Source organism: uncultured Sphingosinicella sp., assembly GCF_963974575.1.
Lineage (GTDB): Bacteria > Pseudomonadota > Alphaproteobacteria > Sphingomonadales > Sphingomonadaceae > Sphingosinicella.
Genome location: NZ_CAXBBQ010000001.1, coordinates 252700 through 277177 on the forward strand (window position 1 = coordinate 252700; position 24478 = coordinate 277177).

The 24478-nt window shown below is 65.6% G+C and carries 16 protein-coding genes and 1 tRNA gene; 4 read left to right on the forward strand and 13 right to left on the reverse strand.

The genetic code is table 11. The features are described 5' to 3' along the window. Positions 1-4 precede the first annotated feature (4 nt). Positions 5-1174, forward strand: a complete 1170-nt coding sequence (locus tag AAC014_RS01355) for a serine hydrolase (RefSeq protein ID WP_339703234.1) — start codon at positions 5-7, stop codon at positions 1172-1174. An 82-nt stretch (positions 1175-1256) separates the two neighbouring features. Beyond that, on the forward strand, positions 1257-2042 hold the full coding sequence (locus AAC014_RS01360; protein ID WP_339703237.1) for a GNAT family N-acyltransferase: 786 nt from the start codon (positions 1257-1259) through the stop codon (positions 2040-2042). Between the two features lie 3 nt (positions 2043-2045). Here AAC014_RS01360 and AAC014_RS01365 read toward each other — a convergent pair whose 3' ends face one another. Genes AAC014_RS01365 through AAC014_RS01375 form a run of 3 tightly spaced genes read right to left on the reverse strand, consistent with a single transcriptional unit; the run spans position 2046 to position 7394 of the window. Further along, positions 2046-5228, reverse strand: a complete 3183-nt coding sequence (locus AAC014_RS01365; protein ID WP_339703240.1) for an error-prone DNA polymerase — start codon at positions 5226-5228, stop codon at positions 2046-2048. Further along, a complete protein-coding gene (locus AAC014_RS01370) occupies positions 5225-6733 on the reverse strand; it encodes a DNA polymerase Y family protein (RefSeq protein WP_339703242.1) in 1509 nt (502 codons plus the stop codon). The genes AAC014_RS01365 and AAC014_RS01370 overlap by 4 nt, the downstream gene beginning before the upstream one ends. Then, positions 6633-7394, reverse strand: a complete 762-nt coding sequence (locus tag AAC014_RS01375; RefSeq protein ID WP_339703245.1) for a hypothetical protein — start codon at positions 7392-7394, stop codon at positions 6633-6635. The genes AAC014_RS01370 and AAC014_RS01375 overlap by 101 nt, the downstream gene beginning before the upstream one ends. A 152-nt stretch (positions 7395-7546) precedes the next feature. Between AAC014_RS01375 and AAC014_RS01380 the strand changes: the two genes are divergently transcribed. After that, complete coding sequence (locus AAC014_RS01380; RefSeq protein WP_339703248.1) at positions 7547-11335, forward strand: autotransporter-associated beta strand repeat-containing protein; 3789 nt, start codon at positions 7547-7549, stop codon at positions 11333-11335. A gap of 37 nt (positions 11336-11372) precedes the next feature. On the opposite strand, the gene AAC014_RS01385 is transcribed toward AAC014_RS01380, so the two are convergent. Next, positions 11373-12029, reverse strand: a complete 657-nt coding sequence (locus AAC014_RS01385) for an SdpI family protein (RefSeq protein WP_339703249.1) — start codon at positions 12027-12029, stop codon at positions 11373-11375. Further along, on the reverse strand, positions 12011-12310 hold the full coding sequence (locus tag AAC014_RS01390) for a metalloregulator ArsR/SmtB family transcription factor (RefSeq protein ID WP_339703252.1): 300 nt from the start codon (positions 12308-12310) through the stop codon (positions 12011-12013). The genes AAC014_RS01385 and AAC014_RS01390 overlap by 19 nt, the downstream gene beginning before the upstream one ends. A gap of 135 nt (positions 12311-12445) precedes the next feature. Here AAC014_RS01390 and AAC014_RS01395 point away from each other — a divergent pair, with 135 nt between their 5' ends. Then, a complete protein-coding gene (locus AAC014_RS01395) occupies positions 12446-12835 on the forward strand; it encodes a YbaN family protein (protein ID WP_339703255.1) in 390 nt (129 codons plus the stop codon). Here AAC014_RS01395 and mdoH read toward each other — a convergent pair. The 8 genes from mdoH to AAC014_RS01435 all read right to left on the reverse strand — a co-directional run bounded on the left by mdoH (position 12786) and on the right by AAC014_RS01435 (position 24327). Then, on the reverse strand, positions 12786-14630 hold the full coding sequence (gene mdoH / locus AAC014_RS01400; protein ID WP_339703258.1) for a glucans biosynthesis glucosyltransferase MdoH: 1845 nt from the start codon (positions 14628-14630) through the stop codon (positions 12786-12788). The two genes, AAC014_RS01395 and mdoH, sit on opposite strands and share 50 nt — an antisense overlap. A gap of 82 nt (positions 14631-14712) precedes the next feature. Beyond that, positions 14713-16257 (reverse strand): glucan biosynthesis protein, encoded by a 1545-nt coding sequence (locus tag AAC014_RS01405; RefSeq protein WP_339703261.1) that lies wholly within the window; start codon positions 16255-16257, stop codon positions 14713-14715. Positions 16258-16354: 97 nt separating this feature from the next. Beyond that, a complete protein-coding gene (locus AAC014_RS01410) occupies positions 16355-17401 on the reverse strand; it encodes a phytase (protein ID WP_339703264.1) in 1047 nt (348 codons plus the stop codon). A 3-nt stretch (positions 17402-17404) separates the two neighbouring features. Beyond that, positions 17405-18802 (reverse strand): metallophosphoesterase family protein, encoded by a 1398-nt coding sequence (locus AAC014_RS01415; protein ID WP_339703267.1) that lies wholly within the window; start codon positions 18800-18802, stop codon positions 17405-17407. 72 nt (positions 18803-18874) lie between these two features. After that, positions 18875-21715: a TonB-dependent receptor gene (locus AAC014_RS01420; RefSeq protein WP_339703270.1), complete on the reverse strand. Its 2841-nt coding sequence runs from the start codon at positions 21713-21715 to the stop codon at positions 18875-18877. 83 nt (positions 21716-21798) lie between these two features. Further along, positions 21799-21921, reverse strand: a complete 123-nt coding sequence (locus tag AAC014_RS01425) for a hypothetical protein (RefSeq protein ID WP_339703272.1) — start codon at positions 21919-21921, stop codon at positions 21799-21801. Beyond that, positions 21888-24038 (reverse strand): catalase/peroxidase HPI, encoded by a 2151-nt coding sequence (katG, locus tag AAC014_RS01430; protein WP_339703955.1) that lies wholly within the window; start codon positions 24036-24038, stop codon positions 21888-21890. The genes AAC014_RS01425 and katG overlap by 34 nt, the downstream gene beginning before the upstream one ends. Before the next feature lie 214 nt (positions 24039-24252). After that, positions 24253-24327: transfer RNA gene (locus AAC014_RS01435), tRNA-Gly, on the reverse strand. Positions 24328-24478: the final 151 nt, after the last annotated feature.

Sequence of the window (24478 nt, forward strand, 5' to 3'; positions counted from 1 at the left end):
CGCGATGAGCGTGCCCTCCCCGATCGACTGGCGCGAGGCCGGGATCGGCATCGGCGAGGCCGTGCCCGAGGACCGACGCGTGACAGGCGCGAATTGGCGGACGTGGCCGTTCAATCGCTGGGCGTTCCAGCACACGCGGATGCTGGTGCCATCCGTGCCGCTTGCAGGCGCCGCCGCGCCCGCACCACTTGCCGAACGCGCGGCCGATCTTTCAGGGCTGCGCCTCGCGGGCGAGGACGGAGAGACGATCGACTGGGAAACCTATGTTGCTTCCACCTACACGGATGCGATGATCGTGCTGCACCGGGGCGCGGTGATCTACGAAACCTATCGCAACGGCATGACGGCGGCGACACCGCATCACCTGTTCTCGGTCACCAAGTCGATCGTCGGGCTTGTCGCGGAACGGCTGATCGCGGAGGGTGCGATCACGGCGGACCTGCCAACCGCGGCGGCGGTGCCGGAACTTGGGAAAAGCGCATTCGCGGGAACGACGCTGCGCCAGCTTCTCGACATGACTGACGGCATCGCCTTCGACGAGGACTACGCCAATCTCAGTTCCGACGTGCACCGCTATTCGGCGAGCTATTGGACGCCGGAGGTGGCGCCGGGCGGGACTTTGCCCGCACTGGCAACGCTCGACCGCCGCGAGGCCGCGCCGGGAACCGCGTTCCGCTACCGCACGCCGGTCGCCGATGCCGCCGCATGGGTGCTGCGCCGCGCCACCGGTCGTTCGCTCACCGATCTGGTGGCGGAGCATGTGTGGCGTCCGGCCGGATGCGCCGACGCAGCGCATTTCCTGCTCGATACGGGCGGCCACGAGATCGCCGGATCAGGCCTGAACGCCACCGCGCGCGATCTCGCAAGGCTGGCGCGTTTCCTGATGACGGGCGCCCCGGTGACGGACGCGCTGATCGCGGGTGGTGACCGCGCGCTGTTCGCGGCGGGCGCGGCAAACATGCGCCCGGACCACAGCTATCGCGGCTTCTGGTGGGTGAACCACGCGCCGCCGGCAGCATTGATGGCGATGGGCGTTTACGGCCAGCGATTGCACATCGAGCCGGAAAACGACCTTGCGATCATCCGGCTCGCTTCGACACCGCTTCCTTCCAATATCACCAGCGACCCCCTGCACGGCCGCGCTTTCGCAGCCCTGCGCGCACACCTTCGCTGACGCATTTCCGTCACCAGAGCGACGCTTGGCCGAAACACGCGCGTGCGAAATCCGCCATGGTCACACATCCGGGGGATACGCCATGCGTCTCATTGAAAACACGGCCCGCGACACACGTCTCAGCATCCGCCTTGCAGACAGCGAGGCCGACGTTCGCGCCGCGCAGGCGCTGCGCTATCAGGTTTTTTTCCGCGACATGGGGGCTGCACCGGGCAGCGGTGCGAGCGGTCTCGACATCGATCCCTACGACCGGTTCTGCGATCACCTGCTGGTTGAAGAGACGGGGGCAGACGGCGCACGCGTCGTCGGCACATACCGGCTGCTCCGCCAAAGTGTCGCCCATCATCACGGCGGTTTCTACAGCGCCTCCGAATACGACCTCGCCCCGCTCGAGGCGCACGCCGGACGGCACGGCGGCGAGCTTCTGGAGCTCGGGCGCTCCTGCGTGGCGCCGGAATATCGCGACACGGCGACGATCCAGCTGCTGTGGCGCGGCATCGGCGATTATCTGGCGCAGCGGAGCATCGGCCACATGTTCGGCTGCGCGAGCTTTCCCGGCACCGATCCCGATGTTCATGCCGCCGCGCTCGCCTATCTCTACCACAATCACCTCGCCCCGCAGGACCGCCGCGTGAGCGCGCACGCGCGGCACTTCACCGACATGGCAAGGCTTTCCATCGGCGGATACGATCCCAAGGCAGCCTGGCGCGCGCTGCCGCCGCTCATCAAGGGCTACCTGCGTGTCGGCGCAATGGTCGGCAGCGGCGCCTTCATCGACCGGCAGTTCAACACCATCGACGTGTTCATGATGATGCCGGTGGATGCCATCGCGGCGCGGTACGCGAAGCGCTTCGGCGCGGCGGCCTAGGCCTTAGTGGAAATCCCGCGAGCCGGGAAGGATGCGCACGTTTCGCGGATGCCCCCGGCTGCGCGCACGCACGGGCATGGCGGCGGCTTCGGAGAGGCGGGCGAGCTCGTCGCTGCGATCGATGATCTTTGAGGCCATCAGGTGGACGACACCCTCGCGGCTTTTCTGCACCTCGCCTTCCACCACCATCAGCCGCGCGGACATGACGGCGCGGCGATAGGGCTCGAACAGGCGCGCCCACAGAAGCGCGTTGGTGATGCCGGTTTCGTCCTCGAGCGTGATGAAGATGGCGTTGCCCTTGCCCGGACGCTGGCGGATCAGCACCACGCCTGCCGTACGCACGCGCGCGCCGTTTCGCGCCGCCGCGGTTTCGGCGCAGGTGAGAATACCCTCGGCGCGGAACACATCGCGCAGGAACTGCATCGGGTGCGCTTTCAGCGACAGGCGCGTCACCTGATAATCGGTGGCGACATGTTCGGAGAGCGGCATCGCAGGGAGCGCCGGATCGGGCTCGTCGCCGAGTTCGCGCGCGCCGGCGGCGGCGAACAGCGGCAATTCATCCTGCGGCATTCGCCGCGCTTCCCATAGAGCGGCGCGGCGATCGATACCGATGGAGCGGAACGCATCGGCATCGGCGAGCAGCCGCAAGGCGCGCTGCGGCAATGCGACGCGACGGGCGAGGCTTTCCACCGAGACGAAGGCGCCGCCGGCGCGCGCAGACATCATGGCGGTCGCCCAATCCTGTCGGAAACCGTCGATCTGGCGAAGACCTAGGCGGAGCGCGAGGCTGCCGTCGGGGCGGGTTTCGAGGCTATTATCCCAATCGCTTGCGTTGATGTCCGCAGCACGCACCTTGACACCATGCTCCCGCGCATCGCGCACAAGTTGTGCGGGCGCATAAAACCCCATCGGCTGCGAATTGAGGAGTGCGCAGGTGAATGCCGCCGGGTGATGGCATTTGATCCACGCCGAGACGTAGACGAGCTTCGCGAAGGACTGGGCATGGCTTTCGGGAAAGCCGTAGCTGCCGAAACCCTCAATCTGTTTGAAACATCGCTCGGCGAAATCCTGCGTGTAACCGCGCGCAATCATCCCCCCGATCAATTTGTCGCCGAAATGATGGATGGTGCCGACATTGCGGAACGTCGCCATCGCCCGGCGCAGACCGTTCGCCTCGTCAGGCGTGAAATCGGCGGCAACGATGGCAAGCTTCATCGCCTGCTCCTGAAACAGCGGTACGCCGCAGGTCTTCTGGAGGACGTCTTTCAGTTCGTTCGGATCATGCGGGGGGGCTGGAGACGGGAAGGTGACCGGCTCCTCGCCGTTTCGCCGCCGCAGATAGGGATGCACCATATCGCCTTCGATGGGGCCAGGGCGGACGATCGCGACCTGAATCACAAGGTCATAAAATCTGCGCGGTTTCAGCCGCGGCAGCATGTTGATCTGCGCCCGGCTTTCCACCTGGAACACGCCGATGCTGTCGCCCTTGCACAGCATCTCGTAGGTGGCCGGATCGTCCTGCGGCACGGTCTTCAGCGCGAAATCGCCGAGGCCGTGCGCGCGCATCAGATCGAAGCTCTTGCGGATGCAGGTGAGCATCCCGAGCGCGAGCACATCGACCTTCATGAGGCCGAGCGCATCGATATCGTCCTTGTCCCATTCGATGAAGGTGCGGTCTTCCATCGCGGCATTGTGAATGGGCACCATCTCGTCGAGGCGCCCTTCGGTGAGCACATAGCCGCCCACATGCTGTGAGAGGTGGCGCGGGAATTCGAGGAGCTGGCCGACGAGATCGCGGAGCCGCACGATCTCCGGATTGTCGCCGTCGAACCCGGCCTCTTCGTAGCGCCGGTCTTCCATGCCGCCGTAGCTGCCCCAGACCGATGAGGAGAGGCGTGCCGTCACATCCTCGCTGATGCCGAGCGCCTTCCCGACCTCGCGCAGCGTGCTGCGGGCGCGGTAATGGATGACGGTGGCGGCAATGCCTGCACGTTCGCGCCCGTAGCGTTCGTAGACGTACTGCATCACCTCCTCGCGGCGCTCGTGTTCGAAATCGACATCGATGTCGGGCGGCTCCCGGCGTTCTTCCGAAAGGAAGCGCGAGAAGAGGAGGTTCTCCTTCACCGGATCGACGGCGGTAACACCGAGCAGATAGCAGACGAGCGAGTTCGCCGCCGAACCGCGGCCCTGACAGAGAATGTCCTTGCTGCGGGCGAAACGGACAATGTCGTGAACGGTGAGGAAGTAATAGGCGTAGTTGCACTTGGCGATGAGGCCGAATTCCTCGTCGAGGGTCGCCTGCATCTTCGGCGGGATGCCCGCCGGGTGTTGTTTGCGTGCTTCCGTCGTCACCAGATGTTCGAGCCAGGCCTGCGGCGTCCAACCTTCGGGAACGGGCTCGTGCGGGTATTCGTATTTAAGCTGTTCGAGCGAAAACTGGATGCGGTCCAGAAGGCGGACGCTCTCTGCGACTGCTTCCGGGCAATCGCGGAACAGGCGGGCCATTTCAGCGGGCAGCTTCAGGTGACGTTCGGCGTTGGCGGCGAGGTGTCGGCCGGCGGCGTGAATGGTCGTCTTCTCGCGGATGCAGGTGAGGATGTCGTGCAGCTGTCGCTGCGCGGGCGTGGCGTAGAGCGCATCATTGGTGGCGAGGAGCGGCACGCCGGTGCGCGCCGCGAGCGCCATCAGCCGGGCGAGATGACGGCGGTCGGCGCCTGCGCGCGGCATCGCGGCGCCGAGCCAGACATTGCCGGGAGACGCCTTCGCCAGCTGCCGGAGCGCAAGCTCGTGCGCATCGTCCGCCATCGCGATGAGCAGCAGGTCCTCATGGTGATCGAGGAGGTCGCGCAGCGTGAGGATGCAGTCGCCCTTCGCGGCGCGGCGGTTGCCCAGCGTCAGCAGCCGTGTGAGCCGACCCCAGCCGTGCCGGGTTTCGGGATAAGCGACGATGTCGGGTGTGCCGTCCGCGAAGACGAGGCGGGCGCCGACGGCCAGTTTGAAGGCCCGAGTCTCGCCTTTCAGTGCAACCCACGCGCGGACCACACCGGCGACGCTGTTGCGGTCCGCGATGCCGATACCGGCATAGCCGAGCGACAGCGCTGCCGCCACCATCTCCGCCGGATGCGAGGCGCCGCGCAGGAAAGAGTAGTTGGTGGCCGCGACCATCTCGGCGAAGGCGGCGGTCATGCGAAGAGGCCGTGCAGATACCAGCGCGGGCTCGTTTCCTCGCGGCCGTAGAGGCCGTGGCGGAAGATCCAGAGGCGGCGGCCGCTCTCGTCCTCGACACGGTAATAGTCCCGCGTGAGACCGGGGCGGCGCCACCATTCGGCGGCGATGCGCTCCGGCCCTTCGGCGCGGACGATGTGGACGAAGTGGAGGCCAAGGCGAAAGCGGCGGGGCGGGCCGTCGGGCACGTCTGCGACGACATGCGAAAGCAGACGCGGCGGACGCAGGAGCGCAAGCGGGCGCAAAGGCGGTTCATCCGGGGGCGGAACCGGCCACGAACCGGAGGGGCTTCCGGGACGGAGCCGGGAGGCGCGCTCGGGTATGTGACTCGCGCGCGGATGAAAGCGCAGCAAACGGTCGGGGCCGAGCCGGGCCGCGAGACGATCCACGAGCGCATCTAGCGCGGGACCGGGCGGCGGTGCGCGGTCGAGATCGGGCTGGTCGGGGGCAAGCGGCTCGGTGACCGGCACGGCGAGGCGCACGGCATCGAAACCGAAGCCGGGGTCGAGCGGATCTTCAAGGCGCGCGAGACTGTGCGTGAACAGCTTGACGACCGGCGCCGCGTGGCGGACGGGGGCGCTGGTCTGGACGGAGACTGCCTGTTCCTTGCCGTCTGCGCGGGAAAACACCGCCTCGAAACAGCGCCCGCCCTCCCCGCGCGCCTCCAGCATCATGCACGCCTCTGCAAGCAGATCGGCGAGCACGCCGAGCACATAATCGGTGCGGGCGACCGGCTCCGGGAAACGGCGCTCGACCTCGACCGGCGGCAGCACGCGGCGCGGCGCGATGGGGCTTTCGGCATCGCCGACCATGCGGCGCACCGCCGTCGCCGCCTCCACCCCGAAGCGCGCGGCCAGACCCGACAAAGGCCGGCAGACGACGTCGCCGACGGTGTAGAGCCCAGCGCGGTGCAGCGCGGTTTCTCGCGCCTCGCCGAGGCGCAGCGCGGCGACCGGCAGCGCGGCAACAGATGGCACACCGAAGCGGGCAAGCGCCCACGCCGCATCGGGCGTATCCGCAAAGGCCGTGCGCACGGTGAAGCCGTGGCGTCGTAGCCGCGCGCGAGCATCGCGCACGAGCCCGTCCTCGCCGCCGAAAAGATGCGCCGTGCCTGTGATGTCGAGAATGAGCGTATCGGGCGGCTCCGGCATCACCATCGGCGTGTAGCGAATCGAGAGATCGGCGAGCCGTTCGAGCAGGCGCCGGTCCGCCTCCGCATCATGATCCGCCACGCTGAGACCCATGACGCGCGCACGCGCATCAGCAAGCGGCAGGCCGGGGAGCAACCCCAGCGCTTCGGCATGACGATCCGTGGCAGCGAGGCGCAGTGCGCCCTTCACCGCCTCCACGATGACGAGCGGTCGTTCAGGCGACCCCGTGCGCCCGGCGCGCGCCAGCCGCTCCGCCGGAAGCCACGGAAACCACAGCGCCAGATAGCGGCGCTTCACGAAAGACACGTGCGTCACGATCCCACTCCACGCGCCAGCCGAGGCCGGAGGGCCCGGCACGGCGGCGCAGCAATTCCACATCGAATGCCGGATGCCCCGGCGCATCCGCGGCAAGCGCCTGCGAAGGCGCCGCCGCAATGTGCCAGCGCGTTTCCGCCGCGCTCGGTGCTGCCTCCGCATCCAGCCGCAGCAGAAACAGCGGCACGCCCGAGGCTTCGGCGGTCAGCGCCAGCTTCCGCGTGCCGGTGAGCCCGAACACGCGGGTGCGGCCCACGCTTTCCGCGATGATCGCACCAAGCGCGGCAACACGCAGCGCATCCGCCGCCGCGGCAATGAGCGCCGCCTCGTCCGGCGCCTGCGCAACGATGCACGCCGCCGGATCGATGCCGAGCGCAGCAAGCCCCGGTCCATACAGCGGTGCCCGCCGCGCAGCCTTATCCGTCCGCAACCAGACGACAGGCGCGCCCTCCGCTGCGAGGAACGCCATCAACGCCGCGAACCCCGCAGCCGCGCCGCTGCCCCCGTCGCCGAACAGTTCATGCACCCGCCCGCGCACCACGCCTGCCGCATCGAGGCCGCGATGCCCTGTAGAGACCCCCTTCCCGCGTCCGTGCGCACGGCCTTCCATTTCAGCAACGAGGCCGCGCAGATCGGCAAGAGATGCAGGCGAATCGATCATGTTGTTCACTATTTGTTCTAAGATCATTTCCACGCACAAAAGAGTCAAGGCCGAACCGAAAACCGTTCAACTCATCGTAAATACCTTTTTAATCATCGAGACTTACCGCTGCTGGACGACACTTCCCCCGTCCGACACAGGAGTCCTTACTCGTGAAACTGCTGAAATCCGCATCCCTCTCGCGGAAGGCCGCACTTTATTCCGGCGCGGCGATCGCCCTGCTGGCTGCTTCTCCCGCCCTCGCCGCCTCGCTCGTGCTGAGCGGCGATTACATGAAGATCGGCCTGAACGACGGCGGCACGCTCGGCTATTCCGGCAACACTTCACCCGGTATTCTTTATGACGGCACGGGCACGGGAACCTTTAATGACGCCTACGATTATCTGACGCCGGGCACGCCGTTCGAAGGCTTCGTCGTTGCAGGCAACGGCGGTTCGGCCTTCATGCTCGCCAACAATAATGACGGCACACTCAACATCACCGGCGGTACGCTGACCGATTACAGCGGCGTCGCCTTCAACGGTGCGACCTACGATCAGCGCGCCGTGTGGACGGGAACCGCCGCCGGCCTGTTCACGATCACAAACGATTATTATTTCGATGAGGGCGATCAGCGGCTGAAGATCCGCACAACGATCACCGCACTCAGCGACCTTACCGACATCACCTTCTCGCGTCAGCTCGATCCCGATGCGGTCGCGGCGCCGGGCGATTCGAGCGTCACCAACAATTTCCGGGGCAACGGATCGGTTTCCGCGAGCGACCTCGTCTATGCCGAGGCGCTCGTTTCGAAGTATGTGATCGGCCTCTACACCGACACCAGCTACACGCACAATTCGGCGGTTACCTTCTGGACGAAGGACACCGCGTCCTATCTCAGCGGCACGGATATCGGCAACGGCGACAATACGATCGGCCTTGGCTTCGACCTTGGCGATCTGCTGACCGGCGCCACCATCACGTTCGATTATTCCTATATCTTCGGCACCGACATCAGCGCTGCGATCGGACAGAATATCACCGGCACCAGCACGACGAGCGACCTCACCAACGGCTCCGTCCAGCCCGTACTCGATGGTGGAACGCTGCTGGTGGATGCGCCGGGGAGCTACGGCGTCGATATCAGCATCACCGACAATGACGGCACGATCGATACCGACGGCAACAACGCCGCCTTTACCGGGGTGATTTCCGGTTCGGGCGGCCTCATCAAGGCGGGTGCGGGCACGCTCGTGCTGACGGGCGCCAATACGTATTCGGGCGGTACCACGATCACGGGTGGAACGCTTGTGGGCAGCACGACCAGCCTGCAGGGCGACATCGCCAACAACGCCGCGCTGATTTTCGATCAGGCGACGGGCGGCACGTTCGGCGGCGACGTTTCCGGTTCGGGCAGCCTCACCAAGGACGGCACCGGCACGCTGACGCTGACCGGCGCCAACACCTATACGGGTGGCACGACCATCACGGGCGGCTCGCTCGTGGGGAACACGACCAGCCTGCAGGGCGATATTGCGAACAACGCCGCGCTCGTCTTCGACCAGGCGACGAACGGTACGTTCGGCGGCGACGTTTCCGGTTCGGGCAGCCTCACCAAAACGGGTGCGGGCACGCTGACGCTGACCGGGGCGCACACCTATACGGGGGGCACGACCATCGCGGGCGGCACGCTCGTCGGCAACACCACGAGCCTGCAGGGTGACATCGCGAACGACGCTGCGCTCGTCTTCGACCAGGCGACGAACGGCACGTTCGCCGACGTCATCTCCGGTTCGGGCAGCCTCACCAAGGACGGCACCGGCACGCTGACGCTGACCGGCGCCAACACCTATACGGGTGGCACGACCATCACGGGCGGCTCGCTCGTGGGGAACACGACCAGCCTGCAGGGCGATATTGCGAACAACGCCGCGCTCGTCTTCGACCAGGCGACGAACGGTACGTTCGGCGGCGACGTTTCCGGTTCGGGCAGCCTCACCAAAACGGGTGCGGGCACGCTGACGCTGACCGGGGCGCACACCTATACGGGGGGCACGACCATCGCGGGCGGCACGCTCGTCGGCAACACCACGAGCCTGCAGGGTGACATCGCGAACGACGCTGCGCTCGTCTTCGACCAGGCGACGAACGGCACGTTCGCCGACGTCATCTCCGGTTCGGGCAGCCTCACCAAGGACGGCACCGGCACGCTGACGCTGACCGGCGCCAACACCTATACGGGTGGCACGACCATCACGGGCGGCTCGCTCGTGGGGAACACGACCAGCCTGCAGGGCGATATTGCGAACAACGCCGCGCTCGTCTTCGATCAGGCGACGAACGGAACGTTCGGCGGCGCTATCTCTGGAACGGGCAGCCTGACCAAAACGGGTGCTGGCTCGCTGAACCTGACGGGGACCAGCAGCTTCAGCGGCACGACGACGGTTGCCGCAGGCCGCATGGCGGTCAACGGCTGGCTTGCCGCATCCGACGTCGACGTGCAGAGCGGCGCGAACATCGGCGGCAACGGCACCGTCGGCGGGCTGATCGTGCGCACCAATGCGACCGCCGCACCGGGCAATTCGATCGGCGAGCTGACTTCGGCGACCTTCGTGGTTTTCGAAGCGGGCTCCACCTATGAAGTGGAAGTCGATGCGGCGGGGAATTCCGACCTGATCGTCGCCACAAACACCGCGACGATCGAAGGCGGCACCGTGTCGGTGCTGGCGGAAGACGGCGACTATCTGCCGCAAACCTCCTATCAGATCGTGACGGCAGGCGACGGCGTGACCGGCACGTTTACGGACGTGACCAGCAACCTCGCCTTCCTGACGCCGACGCTGAGCTATGGTCCGAACGCCGTGACGCTGACGCTGACCCGCAACGACATCACGTTTGCGGGCGCGGGCACGACGCCGAACCAGATCGCCACCGGCACCGCCATCGACAGCGCGTTCAGCGCGGCAAGCGCGGTGTATACGGCGCTCGTCGGTGCCTCCACGGCGGAAGCCGGGCGCGGGCTTGATGCCTTCTCGGGCGAAATCCACGCATCGAGCCTTTCGATCGCGTCCGAAGGCGCGGCGCAGCTGCGGCGTTCGCTGATCGCCCGCTCGCACGGTGCGGCAGCAGCGCCTGAAGGCCGTGGCATCGTGCTGTGGTCCGAAGCGGGCGGCAACTGGATCGACCGCGACGGCAACGGCAATGCCGCCGACGTGAACAGCTCCGGCTATTCGCTGCTGCTCGGCATCGAAGCCAATGTCGGCGACAATGTGAAAATCGGCATCGCAGGCGGCACGGCGGAAGCGGACGTGACGCTGAATGCGCGCGGATCGAAGGCGGACACGCAGAGCGTGTACGGCGCGGTCTACGGCAGCGCCGCCTTTGGCGCGCTGACGCTGCGCACCGGTGCAAGCTACGCCGACCTCGACACCGACACGACGCGCAATGTCGACTTCCGCAGCTTCAGCGAGGAGCTGACGGCGAGCTACGGTGGATCGGCCGTGCAGGTGTTCAGCGAGATCGGCTACACGCTGCCGCTCGGCAAGGGCTCTGTGGAGCCGTTCGCCGGGGTGAACGGCCTGTGGCTGAAGGACAAGGACTTCGCCGAGACGGGCGGCACTGCCGCCGTTGAAGGCGATGGCCGCCGCCGCAGCTACAGCTGGTCCTCCCTTGGCCTGCGGGCGACGATCGGCGACGCGGGCGCACCCGTTGTCGGCCGCGTGCAGGTGGGCTGGGAACACGCGCTCGGCGACGTGGACGTGACTTCGGATCTGCGCTTCGCCGCGGGCGGCTCAGCCTTCCGCATCGAAGGCACGCCACTTTCGAAGAACAGCGTGCACACCGAGGCCGGGCTCGACTGGCGCGCCACGCCGCGCCTGACGCTCAGCACGCGTTACACCGGAAACCTCGGCGACCAGGGCCAGGACCACGGTGTCCGCGCGACGGTTGCCTTCAAGCTCTGACGAGCTGGGGAGGCCGGACGCAAGCGCCGGCCTCCCCTTACATTTTCTGGCGGCGGTGCCAGAGAAGCCAGGAATAGAAAACGGGCGGAAGCGTGCTGACGAGCAGCGCACCCACGACGAGCGCGCCGCGCTGGGCAGGGGTGAGTGGGAGCAGCCCGGCGAGAAGCAGCGCCAGACCGCCCGCCATCGTCGTCCACGCGCCAAGGCGGTGCGTAGCGATCCAGTTGTCCGTATCGAGCAGCGCCCACGGCGTGCGGATGCCGACGAAAAAGCCCGGACGCGATTTCGGCAGGACGTTGCCCACGTAGATGAGCAACAGGCCCACGCCCACCAGGGGCATCATGATCGGTATGGTCCAGCCGAAGGCGGGAGCGGCGACCAGAAGCTCCACCATGATCATCATGCCGAGGAGGCCGATCCAAGCCGCGCGATAAAGCGCTGCGCTGCCTTCCATGCGGTTCTGCAACGGTTCGAGGCGCGGTAGAACGGCGAGGACCAGCGACAGCACGGCACACATCACCACCGGCGTGAACAGCGCGAACGCCGCATCGCCGTGGCGGTCCGCCTCTCCAGCGAGGTTCCAGTGCATGGGAAGCTGCGCGCCTTCGGGCAGGAGCGCGAGCGCCAGCGTTGCGATCGCGGCAAGAACCGCGACGGTGACCCACGAGATGACGATCAGTGCGTGCTCGCGCATTCCGCTGTTTCCTTCTCCGCTTCGCCCACCCCGACCCGGCCCATGAAAGCCATCACGACCTCCTCCAGCGCCGACAGGTTGAGCGTGTAGATGATGCTGCCGCCGCGGCTTTCACCCTGAATCAGCCCTGCCGATTTCAGCTTCGCGAAATGCGCGGACATCGTGGGCTTCGAAACGGGAAACGCATCAGCAAGCTGTCCGGCGGACTTGCCGCCGTCCTTCAGCATCTCCAGCACCTGCCGGCGGATCGGATGCGCCAATGCGTCGAAAACCGTGTTCACGAAACCTCGTTTGTTTATTAGCGAAACAGCTAAATCATAAAAATGCGTGCCGCGTCAATCTCAAACGCTCAACTGAGCGCGAATGATTGGCGATAGCGTATCGACGAAGGCGGCGTGCACGGCCATAACCGGAGCATGACTCGCCACATTTACCTTGCGCTCGGTTTCGTTTCGCTGGCGCTCGGTATCATCGGGGCATTTCTGCCGCTACTTCCCACGACGATCTTCATCATCATCGCGGCCTATTTCTTCGGGCGATCCTCAGAGCAGCTTGAGGCGAAAATCCTGGCGCACCCGAAACTGGGCCCGCCGGTGATCGCATGGCGACGCGAAGGCGCGATCGGCACGCGCGCCAAGATCGCGGCGTGTACGGGCATGGCCTTCGGCTATGCGGTTTTCCACCTGACCGGGAACCCATCGCCGCTGTGGCGCGTGCTTGCGGCGGCGGGGTTGGTCGCCTCGGCGATCTTCGTGGTTACGCGGCCAAGGCCGACGGCGGAGCGCGAAGTGGAACAGGCGCGGTAGACGCAGCCGCAAGCACGGGCCTGTCGGACACGCGGAACAGCACGGGAAGCGCAGACTGCCGTGCGGTCAGCATTTCGATCAACGGGCTGAGCACGAGGCCGACAGCAACCGGGAGCAGCCACAGCGACGATCCCAGACCGGCCGCGGCGAACGCCAGCATGGCGCCGCCGAGCAGCACGTGCGGGCGATAGTGGCGCAGCGCGTCTGCAAGCGCGATGCCGTCCGTCTCGCGGCGCTGCGGTGACCAGCCGCTGCTGCGGCCCATCAGGATATCGGCAAGGTTCAGAGTCTGCGTGAGCATCATCAGCGGCGCGACAAGCGCCGAGAGCGGTACGTCCACCACAACGCTCGCCGCGATCCGCCGCACGCCGCCGAGCGCGGTGCGGCGACGGCGATCGATGAGTGTCCAGACGAGGCCGAGCAGTTTCGGACCGAACAGCAACGCGAGCGTGAAGCCGAGCAGCCACGGCGCAGGTGCGGCAGCGGCGCCCTGCGTGACATGGTGCACGACACCCGCCACGATGAGCAGCAGCCACAGCGGCGAGGTGAAATAGGCGGAGCCGCCCATCAGCAACTGCAACCGGTTCACCCAGTGAAAGCCCGCGCTACCAAGGATGCGAAGGTGCTGGAGATTGCCCTGACACCAGCGCCGGTCGCGCTTCGCAAAATCGACGATGCTCGGCGGAAACTCCTCGGTGCTGCCGGGCGCGGCGACCATGTGCACCGCCCAGCCGCGACGACGGAGCAGCCCCGCTTCGACCATATCGTGGCTCATGATCGCGCCGCCGAACGGGGCGGCGCCGGGAAGCGCGGCGAGCCCGCAGCTTTCGGCAAAGGCGCGCGTGCGAATAATGGCGTTATGGCCCCAGAAGGTCGCCTCGCTGCCCGACCACCAGATCATGCCCGCCGTGGCGACGGGGCCGTAGAGACGCCCCGAGAACTGCTGCCAGCGCGCAAAGAGCGTGCGGGCATTGATGACGTCGGGCACCGTTTGGATCAGGCCGACGCCCGGATTGGCATCCATTGTGGCCGCCATGCGTGCCATCGTGCGGCCGTCCATAAGGCTGTCGGCATCGAGCACGAGCATGTAATCGTATGCGCCGCCGAACCGGCGCACCCAATCGGCGATGTTGCCGGGCTTGCGCTCGATATTCTGTTCGCGGCGGCGATAGAAAAGACGCGTCGCGAGCGCGGGGCGGAGCGACAGGAAGGCCGCATATTCGGCGCGGCCGTTCTCGACGCCCGAGTCGCTGAGCACGAAGATATCGAAATCGCGCGCGCGGCCTTCACGGGCAAGCGACAGCGCCATCGCACGGATGCGCGCGAAAACGGCCAAGACGTCTTCATTGTAGACGGGAACGAGAATGGCGGTGCGCCCCTCGGACGCGGTTTCCGCCACGAGATCGAAATCGCGCGTGCCGACGATCAAGCGAGCGAAGCCAGCAAACGCAGTGAGAAAGCCGAAGCCGATCCACGCGAAGAGCAGCACGAACAACGCAGCGATCAGCAGCTCTCCGAACGCAAAGCCGCCGAGCGCAGCAGCGTGCAGCATCTCGAAACCGCCCGTGATCGCGATCAGCAGCGCGCCCGCAATCAGCAGGAAACGGCGGACCGCAATGTTGCGGGGCGCGGTTTCGGAACGCAGCGGCAGGGTATCGCACGCGTTCCAATCCTGGAGCGGCATCGCAAGCGGCGCTTCCGGCGGCAAACCTTCGGCGCGCCGGTGCAAGGTATCGAAGGACACCGTGTCGTAACCACCCGACACGCCTTCAGCCAGCAGGACTTCATGACGCATAATTTCAATATCGACCTTGGTTCTGTTCCCGGCTCGCCGTCTTCACGCAGCATGGCCGACCCGTCCGTAATGCGCGCCGAGATCACCCGTTCCCGATCGTAGGTACTTGATACAGCCACGTTTCGGTGAGTTGTGCACCGCAGCAGACGAGCGCACCGCGCAGGTCCGTTACCACACCCATTCGAGGCGCGACATCGATCATCAGCCGCCAGCGATTCGATCGTTCCACAACCGGATAGGCCGCCTGCATCAGGATTTCGCCGTTTGTGTCGACTTGCGCCGTCACCTCGTCGCGGGCGCGGCCTTCCAGGCCTTCGCCTTCGAAATCGACGACGAGCTTGAGGACATCTTCCTGTGCCGAATGGCCCGGCCTGCCGCCTAGACCACGATACGTGCCGATGACGCGCGCCAGCGGCGAGGTATCGGGCTCGCCGCCGAGCCAGCGGAGGCGATAGGTGAGATCGTAGCGCATACCTGCGCGCGCCGGGGCCTTCGGCTGCCAGAAGGCGGCGATATTGTCGTCCGTTTCCCCGCGCGTGGGAATCTCGACGAGATCGACCGTGCCTTCGCCCCAGTCGCCGATCGGCTCTGCCCAGAGTGACGGGCGCTTGTGATAGAAGACGCCGTCATCCTCGTAATTGTCGTAATTCCGGTCGCGCTGCATCAGGCCGAAGCCACGCGGATTCTTGTCGAGGAAGGCATTGAGCGCGGTGCGCGGCGGATTGACGAGCGGACGCCAGAGCCGTTCGCCCGCGCCGTTCGCAATGAGAAGCCCGTCGGAATCATGGATTTCCGGCCGCCAGTCGCGGCGCGGGCCGGGCTCGGTTTCGCCGTACCAATACATGCTGGTCATCGGCGCGAAGCCGAGGCGTTCGACGTCGGCGCGCAGGCGAACGGAGAGCGTCACCTCCTGCATGATCTCGTTTTCGATCACGCGGTTCACGAAACGGTAGGCACCCGCCACGCGCGGACCATCGAGGAGGGCATAGACGGTGAAGGCATCCTCGCCCGGTTCCAGCCAAAACGCGCGGAACACGGGGAACTCCTCGGGCGTCGAAAGCCCCGTGTCGATGGCGAGGCCGCGCGCGGAAAGACCGTATTGGTGAAGCGGCCCGGCCGTGCGGAAATAGGAGGCACCCTGAAAGGCGAGCCAATCGCCGACATTGCCGGGGTTCATGACGCGGAAACCCGCGAAACCGCCGTTCTCCGCGGTGAGTGCGCGGGCCGGACTATCCGCAGGCATGTCATAGAGGTCGGGCGAATAGGAGAGCGACCGGGCGCGCCCGCTTTCCACGAGATGGATCGCGACAGGCTCGCGGGCATATTTGCCGAGCGGGAACAGGCGCACCGACTGGCCCGGCCGGTCCGGCCAGAGCGCGGCGGAATCCCGGTAGCGGATAGCGTTCAGCGCGTCGTAGTCGACGGCGGCGGCGGCCTCGACGCGGCGCAGCGGCACGAACGGGCGCTCCGACAGCGCCATCGCCTGCTGCTTCAGCCCCTCCCACGAGAAAGCTTCGGCCCGGCCCAGCCGCGGCGCAGCGAGCGCAGGCAGCGCAGGCAGGAAGCCGAGCGCGGCGAGGCCGGCGAGCGCATCCCGGCGCGACCAACGGGCGCGATCAAGGTTCATCCGTGTTTTCATTGCGTTGCCGCGAACGCACCGCAAGCGGAATGGATGCAAGGGGTCACGCGACAGGCGCGCGCAGCCCTGCGGCGAACGGTTGCTTTCAGGGCAGCGACAGTGCGCGACGCACCGCGCGCCAGTCGACGACCTTGAAGTTCTGCTGCTCGCCGCCGTCGTCGGTGTCGTGCATCGCGATCGCGCCTTCGGGGAAGGGGCCGATGGGGCCGCTCCATGCGTCGAGGCCATCCGTGCCCGTCACGTTGTCGATCGTGCCGCCTTCCACGGCGAAGCGGCCCTTGTAGGCGTAGCTGTCGCCGTCGATCTGCCAGACGGGATAGGTGGCGTCGCCCTGGCTGGAGGCGATCAGATATTTCGCGCCGCGATCCCGGAGGATCGACATGCCCTCGACATCAGCGGTGAGGCGTTCACCGTCCACGGCGGCGACCTTGATGCCATCGGCGGGCGCGCCGGGTTTCAGGTCAAAGCGCCAGATCGCGACGTCTTCCTCGCCGAGATAAAGCCGGCCGGCCTCATCATCGACGACGCAACCTTCGGGCTGACTGCCGACCTTGAAGCTGTAGGCGAGCGTCGCCGTTTCGAGCGGCGCGCCATTCGCGAGGCGCAGCGCGCGGACCTCGCCGGCCTTGTTGTTCGGGATCAAGTAGAAATCGCCGCCGAGCCTGCCCATGCAATAGCCGTAGGGCTCGCCCATACCGAGCGGCAGCACGCCGTAGCGGCGCGTTTCGAGCGTATCGGGATCGAAGAGATAGGCGATAACGGTGAAGTTTTTCCGCTCGGTCGCGGTGACGAGGACGTATTCCTTGCCGTTCACGGTGAAGCCGGTACGCAGATCGACGTTGTTGAGCGGGCCATCGGGCAGGAACTGACGGACCTTGCCGTCCATGTCGTGGACATAAAGCCCGTCGGTCTTGTCGGTGCCGAACAGCACGGCGCGCGATGTATCGCGCGGATCGGCCCAGAGCGCGGGATCGTCGGCATCGACGGCGGCGTCGGTGGTGACGACGGTTTCGACCGCCGCCGCAACGGGCTTCGCGGGATCGCCGCGCGCGGCGGTGCCCTGCGGCAGTTCGATCTCCGGCGCGGCACACGCCGCGAGGAGGACGAGGGAAAGCGCGGTCAGTGTCTTCATCGATCAGTCCTTGGGATCTGCCGTGCACGGTACGCCGTCCGGCCCTGCCTGTCCCGCGCAGCGGCGCACGGGGCCAGCGGCTTCGGCGATTTCGACGAGGCGGTTGCCGTCCGCATGGCGGATGAGATCGAAGCCGTCGTAGAGGCGGCCCGAAGCGGTGAAGGTGCGGAACTGGAGTTTGTTCGCAGCGACGTCGACGACCTGAAAGAGTTCGGTATCCTCGGCGACGCGATCGGGCTGCGTGCCCGCTCGGTCGTTAAGGCCGTACATCTTGGAGCCGGTAACCGACACTAGATAGACCGGCCCCTGCACCTTGCCGTCCGCGCGCGCCTTCGCCGACGCGGTCTTGCCGGCTTCGGCGGTGAGACGGCTGTAGCAGTGATCGTGGCCCTGCAGGACGAGATCGACCTTCCGCGCTTCGAACACCGGCTTCCACGCCGCCTTCAATTTCGCGGTGTCGTTCGGCCGCGCGCAGGTGAAAATCGGCTGGTGGAACAGCACGACGTTCCAACGCGCCTTGCTCGCCGCGAGCGTGCTATCGAGCCAGCGCGTCTGGCTTTCGAGCGCGCCGAGATTGAGCGCGGCGGTGCCATCGAGGATGATGAAGCGCACGCCCTGATAATCGACGAAGTACGTCGTCGCCTTCGCGGCATCGGCGCCGTTGCCGGGGAGCGCGAACTGGCGCGGCCAATGCGGCCCGAGCACGTATTGCTCGGTACCGTCCGGCAGTTCGTTGTCGACATATTCGTGATTGCCGGTCGCCGGGAGCTGCGGGACGATGCTGTAGTTATAGCTGCCCGCCTGCGTCCACTCTCCCCACTCGTCGTCGTGCGCGAGATTGTCGCGCTGCGCCACGAGGTCGCCTGCGTGAACGACGAGCGCCGGGCTCGCGGTGGCATAAAACGCCTCGCGGATAACGCGTGAGGCGATGCTGAGGATATTGTTCTGCGTGTCGCCGAAATAGAGGAAGCGAAACGGCCGCGCCTCCGCGCTCGCGGTGCGAAACTGCAGCCACTCGCTCCAGCCCGCGCTGCCCTTCACGCGGTAGACGTAGGCGCGGCCCGGTTCGAGCCCGGTGAAGCGCACCTGATGATAAAGCGCCTTGCCGTTTTCGTTCTCAATGGCTGAACTCGTGCCGACGACACGGACCGCACGCGCGGAGAGGCTGGGGCCGTCGATCGCGGGCGCGATCTCCGCCTCCGTCGTGGCCTGCGCCGTATCGGTGCGGAACGCGACCGCCATCTCGCGCGAAGGATCGGCGCCCGGCGTCAGCACGATACGGTCCGGAAGCGACTTCGCCGCATAGGGCAAGCCCGGCGAGCGGGGGATTGCGACCTTCGTTTCGGCGAAGGCGGGCGTGCCCACCGTGAGCAACAGCGAGAGGAGGAACGTTCGCAGCATGGCGCTTCCCTTATCGAGGCCTGACTGACGGATCGCTGACGGCGTGCGCGGCACTGCCGCGCACGTGCTTCATCAGAAGGTTGCCTTCACGCCGAACTTCGCGGTCCAGCTATATTCCTCGTACTGTAGAAGACGCCGCGAACCGCCGAAGTTCTGGTAGGCGAAATAAGGCTCGTCGGTGACGTTCACCCATTCGCCGAACAGCTGGACGTTTTCGGTGACCTTGTACTTGGCGCTGAGATCGATCTGGAAGTGGCTGGCGACGTAGCGATCCTGATCGGCCTCGTCGTTCAGCTCATCAAGATACTTGCTGCGATACGCGCCCGCAACGCGGAGGCTGAGCGGGCCCTTCTCGTAACCAAGCACGGCATTGAACGTGTGCTTCGCCGCCGAGGGCAGGCCGACGCGGCGCAGATCGCCCAGATCGCCGTCCGTCGCCACCCGGCCCTTGGCGTCCGTGTAGGTGTAGTTAAACTGTGCAAGCAGGCCATCGAACGGTGCAGGCAGGAAATCGAATGCCTGACTGTAGCTGAATTCAAAGCCGCGAATCTTGGCCGTGTCACCATTGATCCAGGTCTTCGCCTCGTCGAGCAGCTGGCCGTTGTAGGGGATGCCCGTGTCGCCGCCATCCACGGTGTATTCGATGATATAGTTCTTCACGTCCTTGTAGAAGACGCCCGCCGACACGGCGGCGTTGCGGCCGAAATAATATTCGACCGAGAGATCGGCGTTCCATGCCCGGTAGGGCTTCAGATCGGGATTGCCGAATTCGCCCTCGTTATCCTCGATGACCGCGCGGGGCGCGAGGCTCGACAGCTTCGGACGCATGAGGTTCTTGTAGCCTGCGGCGCGTAGCACGAGGTTCGCAGCAGGTTCGTAGCGGACTGTGAGGCTCGGCAGCCAATCGGTGTAGCTGCGGCTGAAACTCTGCGGCGTGACGAAGACGGTGTCGTCCTCAACCGGCTCGCCGCCGAATTCGCCGCCTTCCTCGACGAGCGTGACCACATTACCGGTCATGCGGTTCTTCGTGCGCTCCATGCGCACGCCGCCGATGATGCGAACCGTGCTGCTGTCCCAGCGGCCGAGCAGGTAGGCCGCGAGGATATCCTCATCGACGCTGTAGTCGGATTCGGCCGACATCTGGTCTGTGTCGAACGGATCGAGTTCGAAGGCGTCGCGATTGGTGCTCAAGAATTTCCGGAACGATTTTTCCCCCGGCATCGGCTCGATAAGGGCGAGGCCGTAATCCTGCTTGCCGAGCACATCGGCAAGCGTCAGATCGCTGTCGCCGTCGAAGCCGTCGTAAACCTCGAACGTGCCGTTGTAGAATTTCTCGCGCCAGCGCGACTTCACGCCGCCCTGCACGGTGAACTCGCCGGTGCCAAGCGCGAACACACGCGAGACATCCGCCTTCAGGGCGTATTCCTCGTCCTGCGCATCGCTGAGCGTGGTAATCTCCACCTTGTCGAATTCATATTCGGACGGGTCGAGGAAGAGATCGTTTCCAGCCGTGATCGTGTAGCCGGTGAACTTCGGCTTGCTGTAATCGAACTTGACGCCGAATTCGCCTGCATCTTCGAACTTGCGCTCGAATTTCACCGGGTCGATCGAGCCATTCTCACGCTCGCTCGATTTCGCCCAGCTCGCTGAATAGACGAGCTTCCACGGGCCCGTATCGGTTTCGCCGCCCATCGTCAGCGAGCGGATCTTCTGCGATTCAAAGCGATCCTTCAGATCGCGCTGCACGCTGATCTCGCCACCGTCGGAGAGGAACGTCGCGGTGGTGTCCGTGCTCTCCGAGGGGGCCTCGTCCATCTCGAAGGTGAGACGGCGGCGATATTCCTGATCGTCGAACTGGCTGTAGAGACCGCGGACATAAAGCGTGGTGCTCTCGCCCGCCTTGAAATCGAACGAGAGCGAGGCCGAAATGCGTTCGCGCTCCACATCATAATCGCGGTACTCGACCGTGTCGGCATAGACGACGCCATCGTTTTCGTCCCAGCCGTCCATCTCCATGTTGTCGGTCGCGAACTTGCGCTTGTAGTAGGAGATGCCGCCTGCGACGCCGATGTTGTCGCTGAGCTTGGTCGAGAAATCGACCGCGCCTTTGGGCGAGAGATGATCGGTGAGATCGTTGTAACTGCCCTCCGCGCTCAGCTTCAGCAGATCCTTCTTGCGCGCGAACGCGCTCGTCGTGTTGATCTCGATGGACGCGCCGATCGTGTCGCCGTCCATGTCGGGCGTCAGCGATTTTTTCACCTCGATCGATTCGATGAGATCGCTGGAGATCACATCAAGCGCGACCGAGCGCACGTCCGATTCCGGCGCAGGGAGACGGACGCCGTTCAGCGACGACGAATTCAGCTCGGGATCGAGGCCGCGGATCGAGACGAAGCGCCCCTCTCCCTGATCGTTGAGAATGTTGACGCCGGGAAGGCGACGCAGCGATTCCGCCACGTTCTGATCGGGGAACTGGCCGACCGCGTCGCGCGTGAGCACGGAGGAGACGCCATCCGCCGCGCGCTGCCGGGAGATCGCGCTGCCGAGGTTCGCCTGCTGGCCAATGACGAGGATGAGGCTGTCGTCGCCTGCACTGAGCGCAATATCGGTGCGCGTGGTGCCGTCTTCGGTGATGCTGACCGACGTGCGGCTTTCATCCGCGCCCGCATATGCGGCGCGAAGCGTGTAGCTGCCCGAGGGCACATCCGCGAACCGGAAGCTGCCGTCCGGCCCCGCCGACGTGCGGCGGCCGAGTTCGACGAGCTCGACCTCGGCACCCTGAAGACCACGAACGCCGCCAGCGTCGACGACGCTGCCAACGAGCGTGCCAGCGAAAGCAGGTGAGGCGAGCGAGGTGACGGCGAAAAGCGCAGCGGCGAGGCGGCTGCGACGAGCGCGAATACGGTGCGACATGAAATACCCCTTGTACGGGGCAGTCCCGATGCAGCCCCTTCGCGGCGAGGCATTAGGGACCGGGCGTTACGCGCGGGCGTCCTTTATGTGACGGCAAGATGCAGGAAACATTGCAGAATGGCGACGGCAAGACCCTGCGGCCTTGCCGTCGCCAGTGCACTGATCGCGGCGATCAGAAACGATCCGCGTTCATCACCTTCGTCCATGCGGCGACGAAATCCTTCACGAACGTCTCCGCGCTATCATCCTGCGCATAGACTTCCGCATAGGCGCGCAAGATCGAATTGGAGCCGAAGGTGAGATCGAGCTCGGTCGCGGTCCACTTCGCCGCGCCCGTCTTGCGATCGCGGATTTCGAAAATACCGTTCCCGGCGGGCACCCATGTGTTGGCCATGTCGCAGAGGTTGACGAAGAAGTCGTTCGTCAGCGCGCCGACCCGGCCAGTGAAGACACCGTGGCTGGTGCCGCCGTGGTTGGCGCCGAGCACGCGCATACCGCCGACGAGCACGGTCATTTCCGGCGCGGTGAGACCCATGAACTGCGTGCGATCCAGCATCAGCTCGGCAGGCTTCACGGCATAGTCCTGCTTCAGCCAGTTGCGATACCCATCGTGGATGGGCTCGAGCGGCGCGAAGCTATCCGCATCGGTCATCGCGTCGGTCGCATCGCCGCGGCCGGGGGTGAACGGCACCTCCACGTCGTAGCCTGCGGCCTTTGCCGCCTGCGCAATGCCGACGTTGCCGGCAAGGACGATGACGTCCGCGACGCTCGCGCCGCTTTCCGCCGCGATCGGTTCGAGCACCGAGAGCACGCGCGCTAGGCGGGCAGGTTCGTTGCCTTTCCAGTCCTTCTGCGGCGCGAGGCGGATGCGCGCGCCGTTGGCGCCGCCGCGCATGTCCGATCCGCGGAAGGTGCGCGCACTGTCCCACGCCGTCGTCACCATATCGCTGATCGAAAGTCCGCTCGCCGCGATCTTCGCCTTGACGGCGTCGACGTTCCACGATGTGCTGCCCGCCGGAACGGGATCCTGCCAGATCAGGTCTTCCGTCGGCACGTCCGGCCCGAAATAACGCGCCTTCGGCCCCATGTCCCGGTGCGTGAGCTTGAACCAGGCGCGCGCGAACACATCCCGGAAATAGGCAGGGTCGCGATGGAACCGCTCCGAAATTTCACGGTAGGCGGGGTCCATCTTCATCGCCATGTCGGCGTCGGTCATGATCGGGTTGTGGCGGATCGACGGGTCTTCGACGTCGAGCGGCCTGTCCTCTTCCCGAATGCTCACCGGCTCCCACTGCCAGGCGCCCGCGGGGCTTTTCCGCAGCTCCCAATCGTGGTTCAGAAGCATTTCGAAATAGCCGTTGTCGAACACCGTGGGGTGCGTCGTCCACGCGCCTTCGATGCCGCTGGTGATCGCATCGCGGCCCACGCCCGTGCCCCCCGGATTGGCCCAGCCGAAGCCCTGCTGATCGACGCCCGCGCTTTCCGGGTCCGGCCCGAGCTTGCCCGCGTCACCATTGCCGTGACACTTGCCGACGGTGTGGCCGCCCGCGGTGAGCGCGACGGTCTCTTCATCGTTCATCGCCATGCGGGCAAAGGTTTCGCGCACGTCGCGCGCCGTGCGCAGGGGATCGGGCTGTCCATCCACGCCTTCGGGATTGACGTAGATGAGGCCCATCATCACGGCGGCGAGCGGGTTTTCCAGGTCCCGGTCGCCCGAATAGCGGCTGCCGTCGCTGCCGCTCAGCGCAAGCCATTCCTTCTCGGACCCCCAGTACACGTCCTTTTCGGGATGCCAGATGTCTTCGCGCCCGAAGCCGAAGCCGAAGGTTTTGAGACCCATCGATTCATAAGCGACGGTGCCCGCGAGGATGATGAGATCGGCCCAGCTGACGGCGTTGCCGTATTTCTTCTTGATCGGCCACAGGAGGCGCCGCGCCTTGTCTAGGCTGACGTTATCGGGCCAGCTGCTGAGCGGCGCGAACCGCTGATTGCCCGTGCCGCCGCCGCCGCGACCGTCCGCAATGCGATAGCTGCCCGCCGCGTGCCACGCCATGCGGATCATCAGGCCGCCGTAGTGGCCCCAATCGGCGGGCCACCAATCCTGGCTGTCGGTCATCAGCGCGTGCAGATCCTGCTTCAACGCCGCTACATCCAGCGTCTTCAGCTTTTCGCGGTAATTGAAGCCCTTGCCGAGCGGATTGGTCTTGCCGTCGTGCTGGTGGAGAATGTCGAAATTGAGCGCCTCCGGCCACCAGTTCATACTGGACGACATCACCGTATTGCTGCCGTGCATCACCGGGCATTTGCCCTTGGGGCTCGTCATCTCGTTCATCGCTATCCTCCGGCATTGTGAAATACGGTCATTCGATCGCACGAGTGTGACGACGCCCGAATTATTCGGCAATCCGATTTATATCGTCACAGTAATCGATTGGAGCGATATGTCGCCGTGCATTTGCAGGGAGTATGCGTGCATGGGCGCACGGGAGAGCGCCGCACAAGAGACCGGAAGAGAATCGGGTTTCAGAGAAAAATACTGGAGCGGGCGAAGGGATTCGAACCCTCGACCCCAACCTTGGCAAGGTTGTGCTCTACCCCTGAGCTACGCCCGCTCGAACGTACGCGGAGGCTTACCTCCGCCAGAGGTCGCGGCTGCTAGCATGAGCGCGGCGAAAAGCGCAAGCGGATTCGCGATTGGGGTTGGACGGCGCGCGCGCACTTCCCATATGAACGCCCGGAACCCACCTTTGTCTTTCGAAAAGG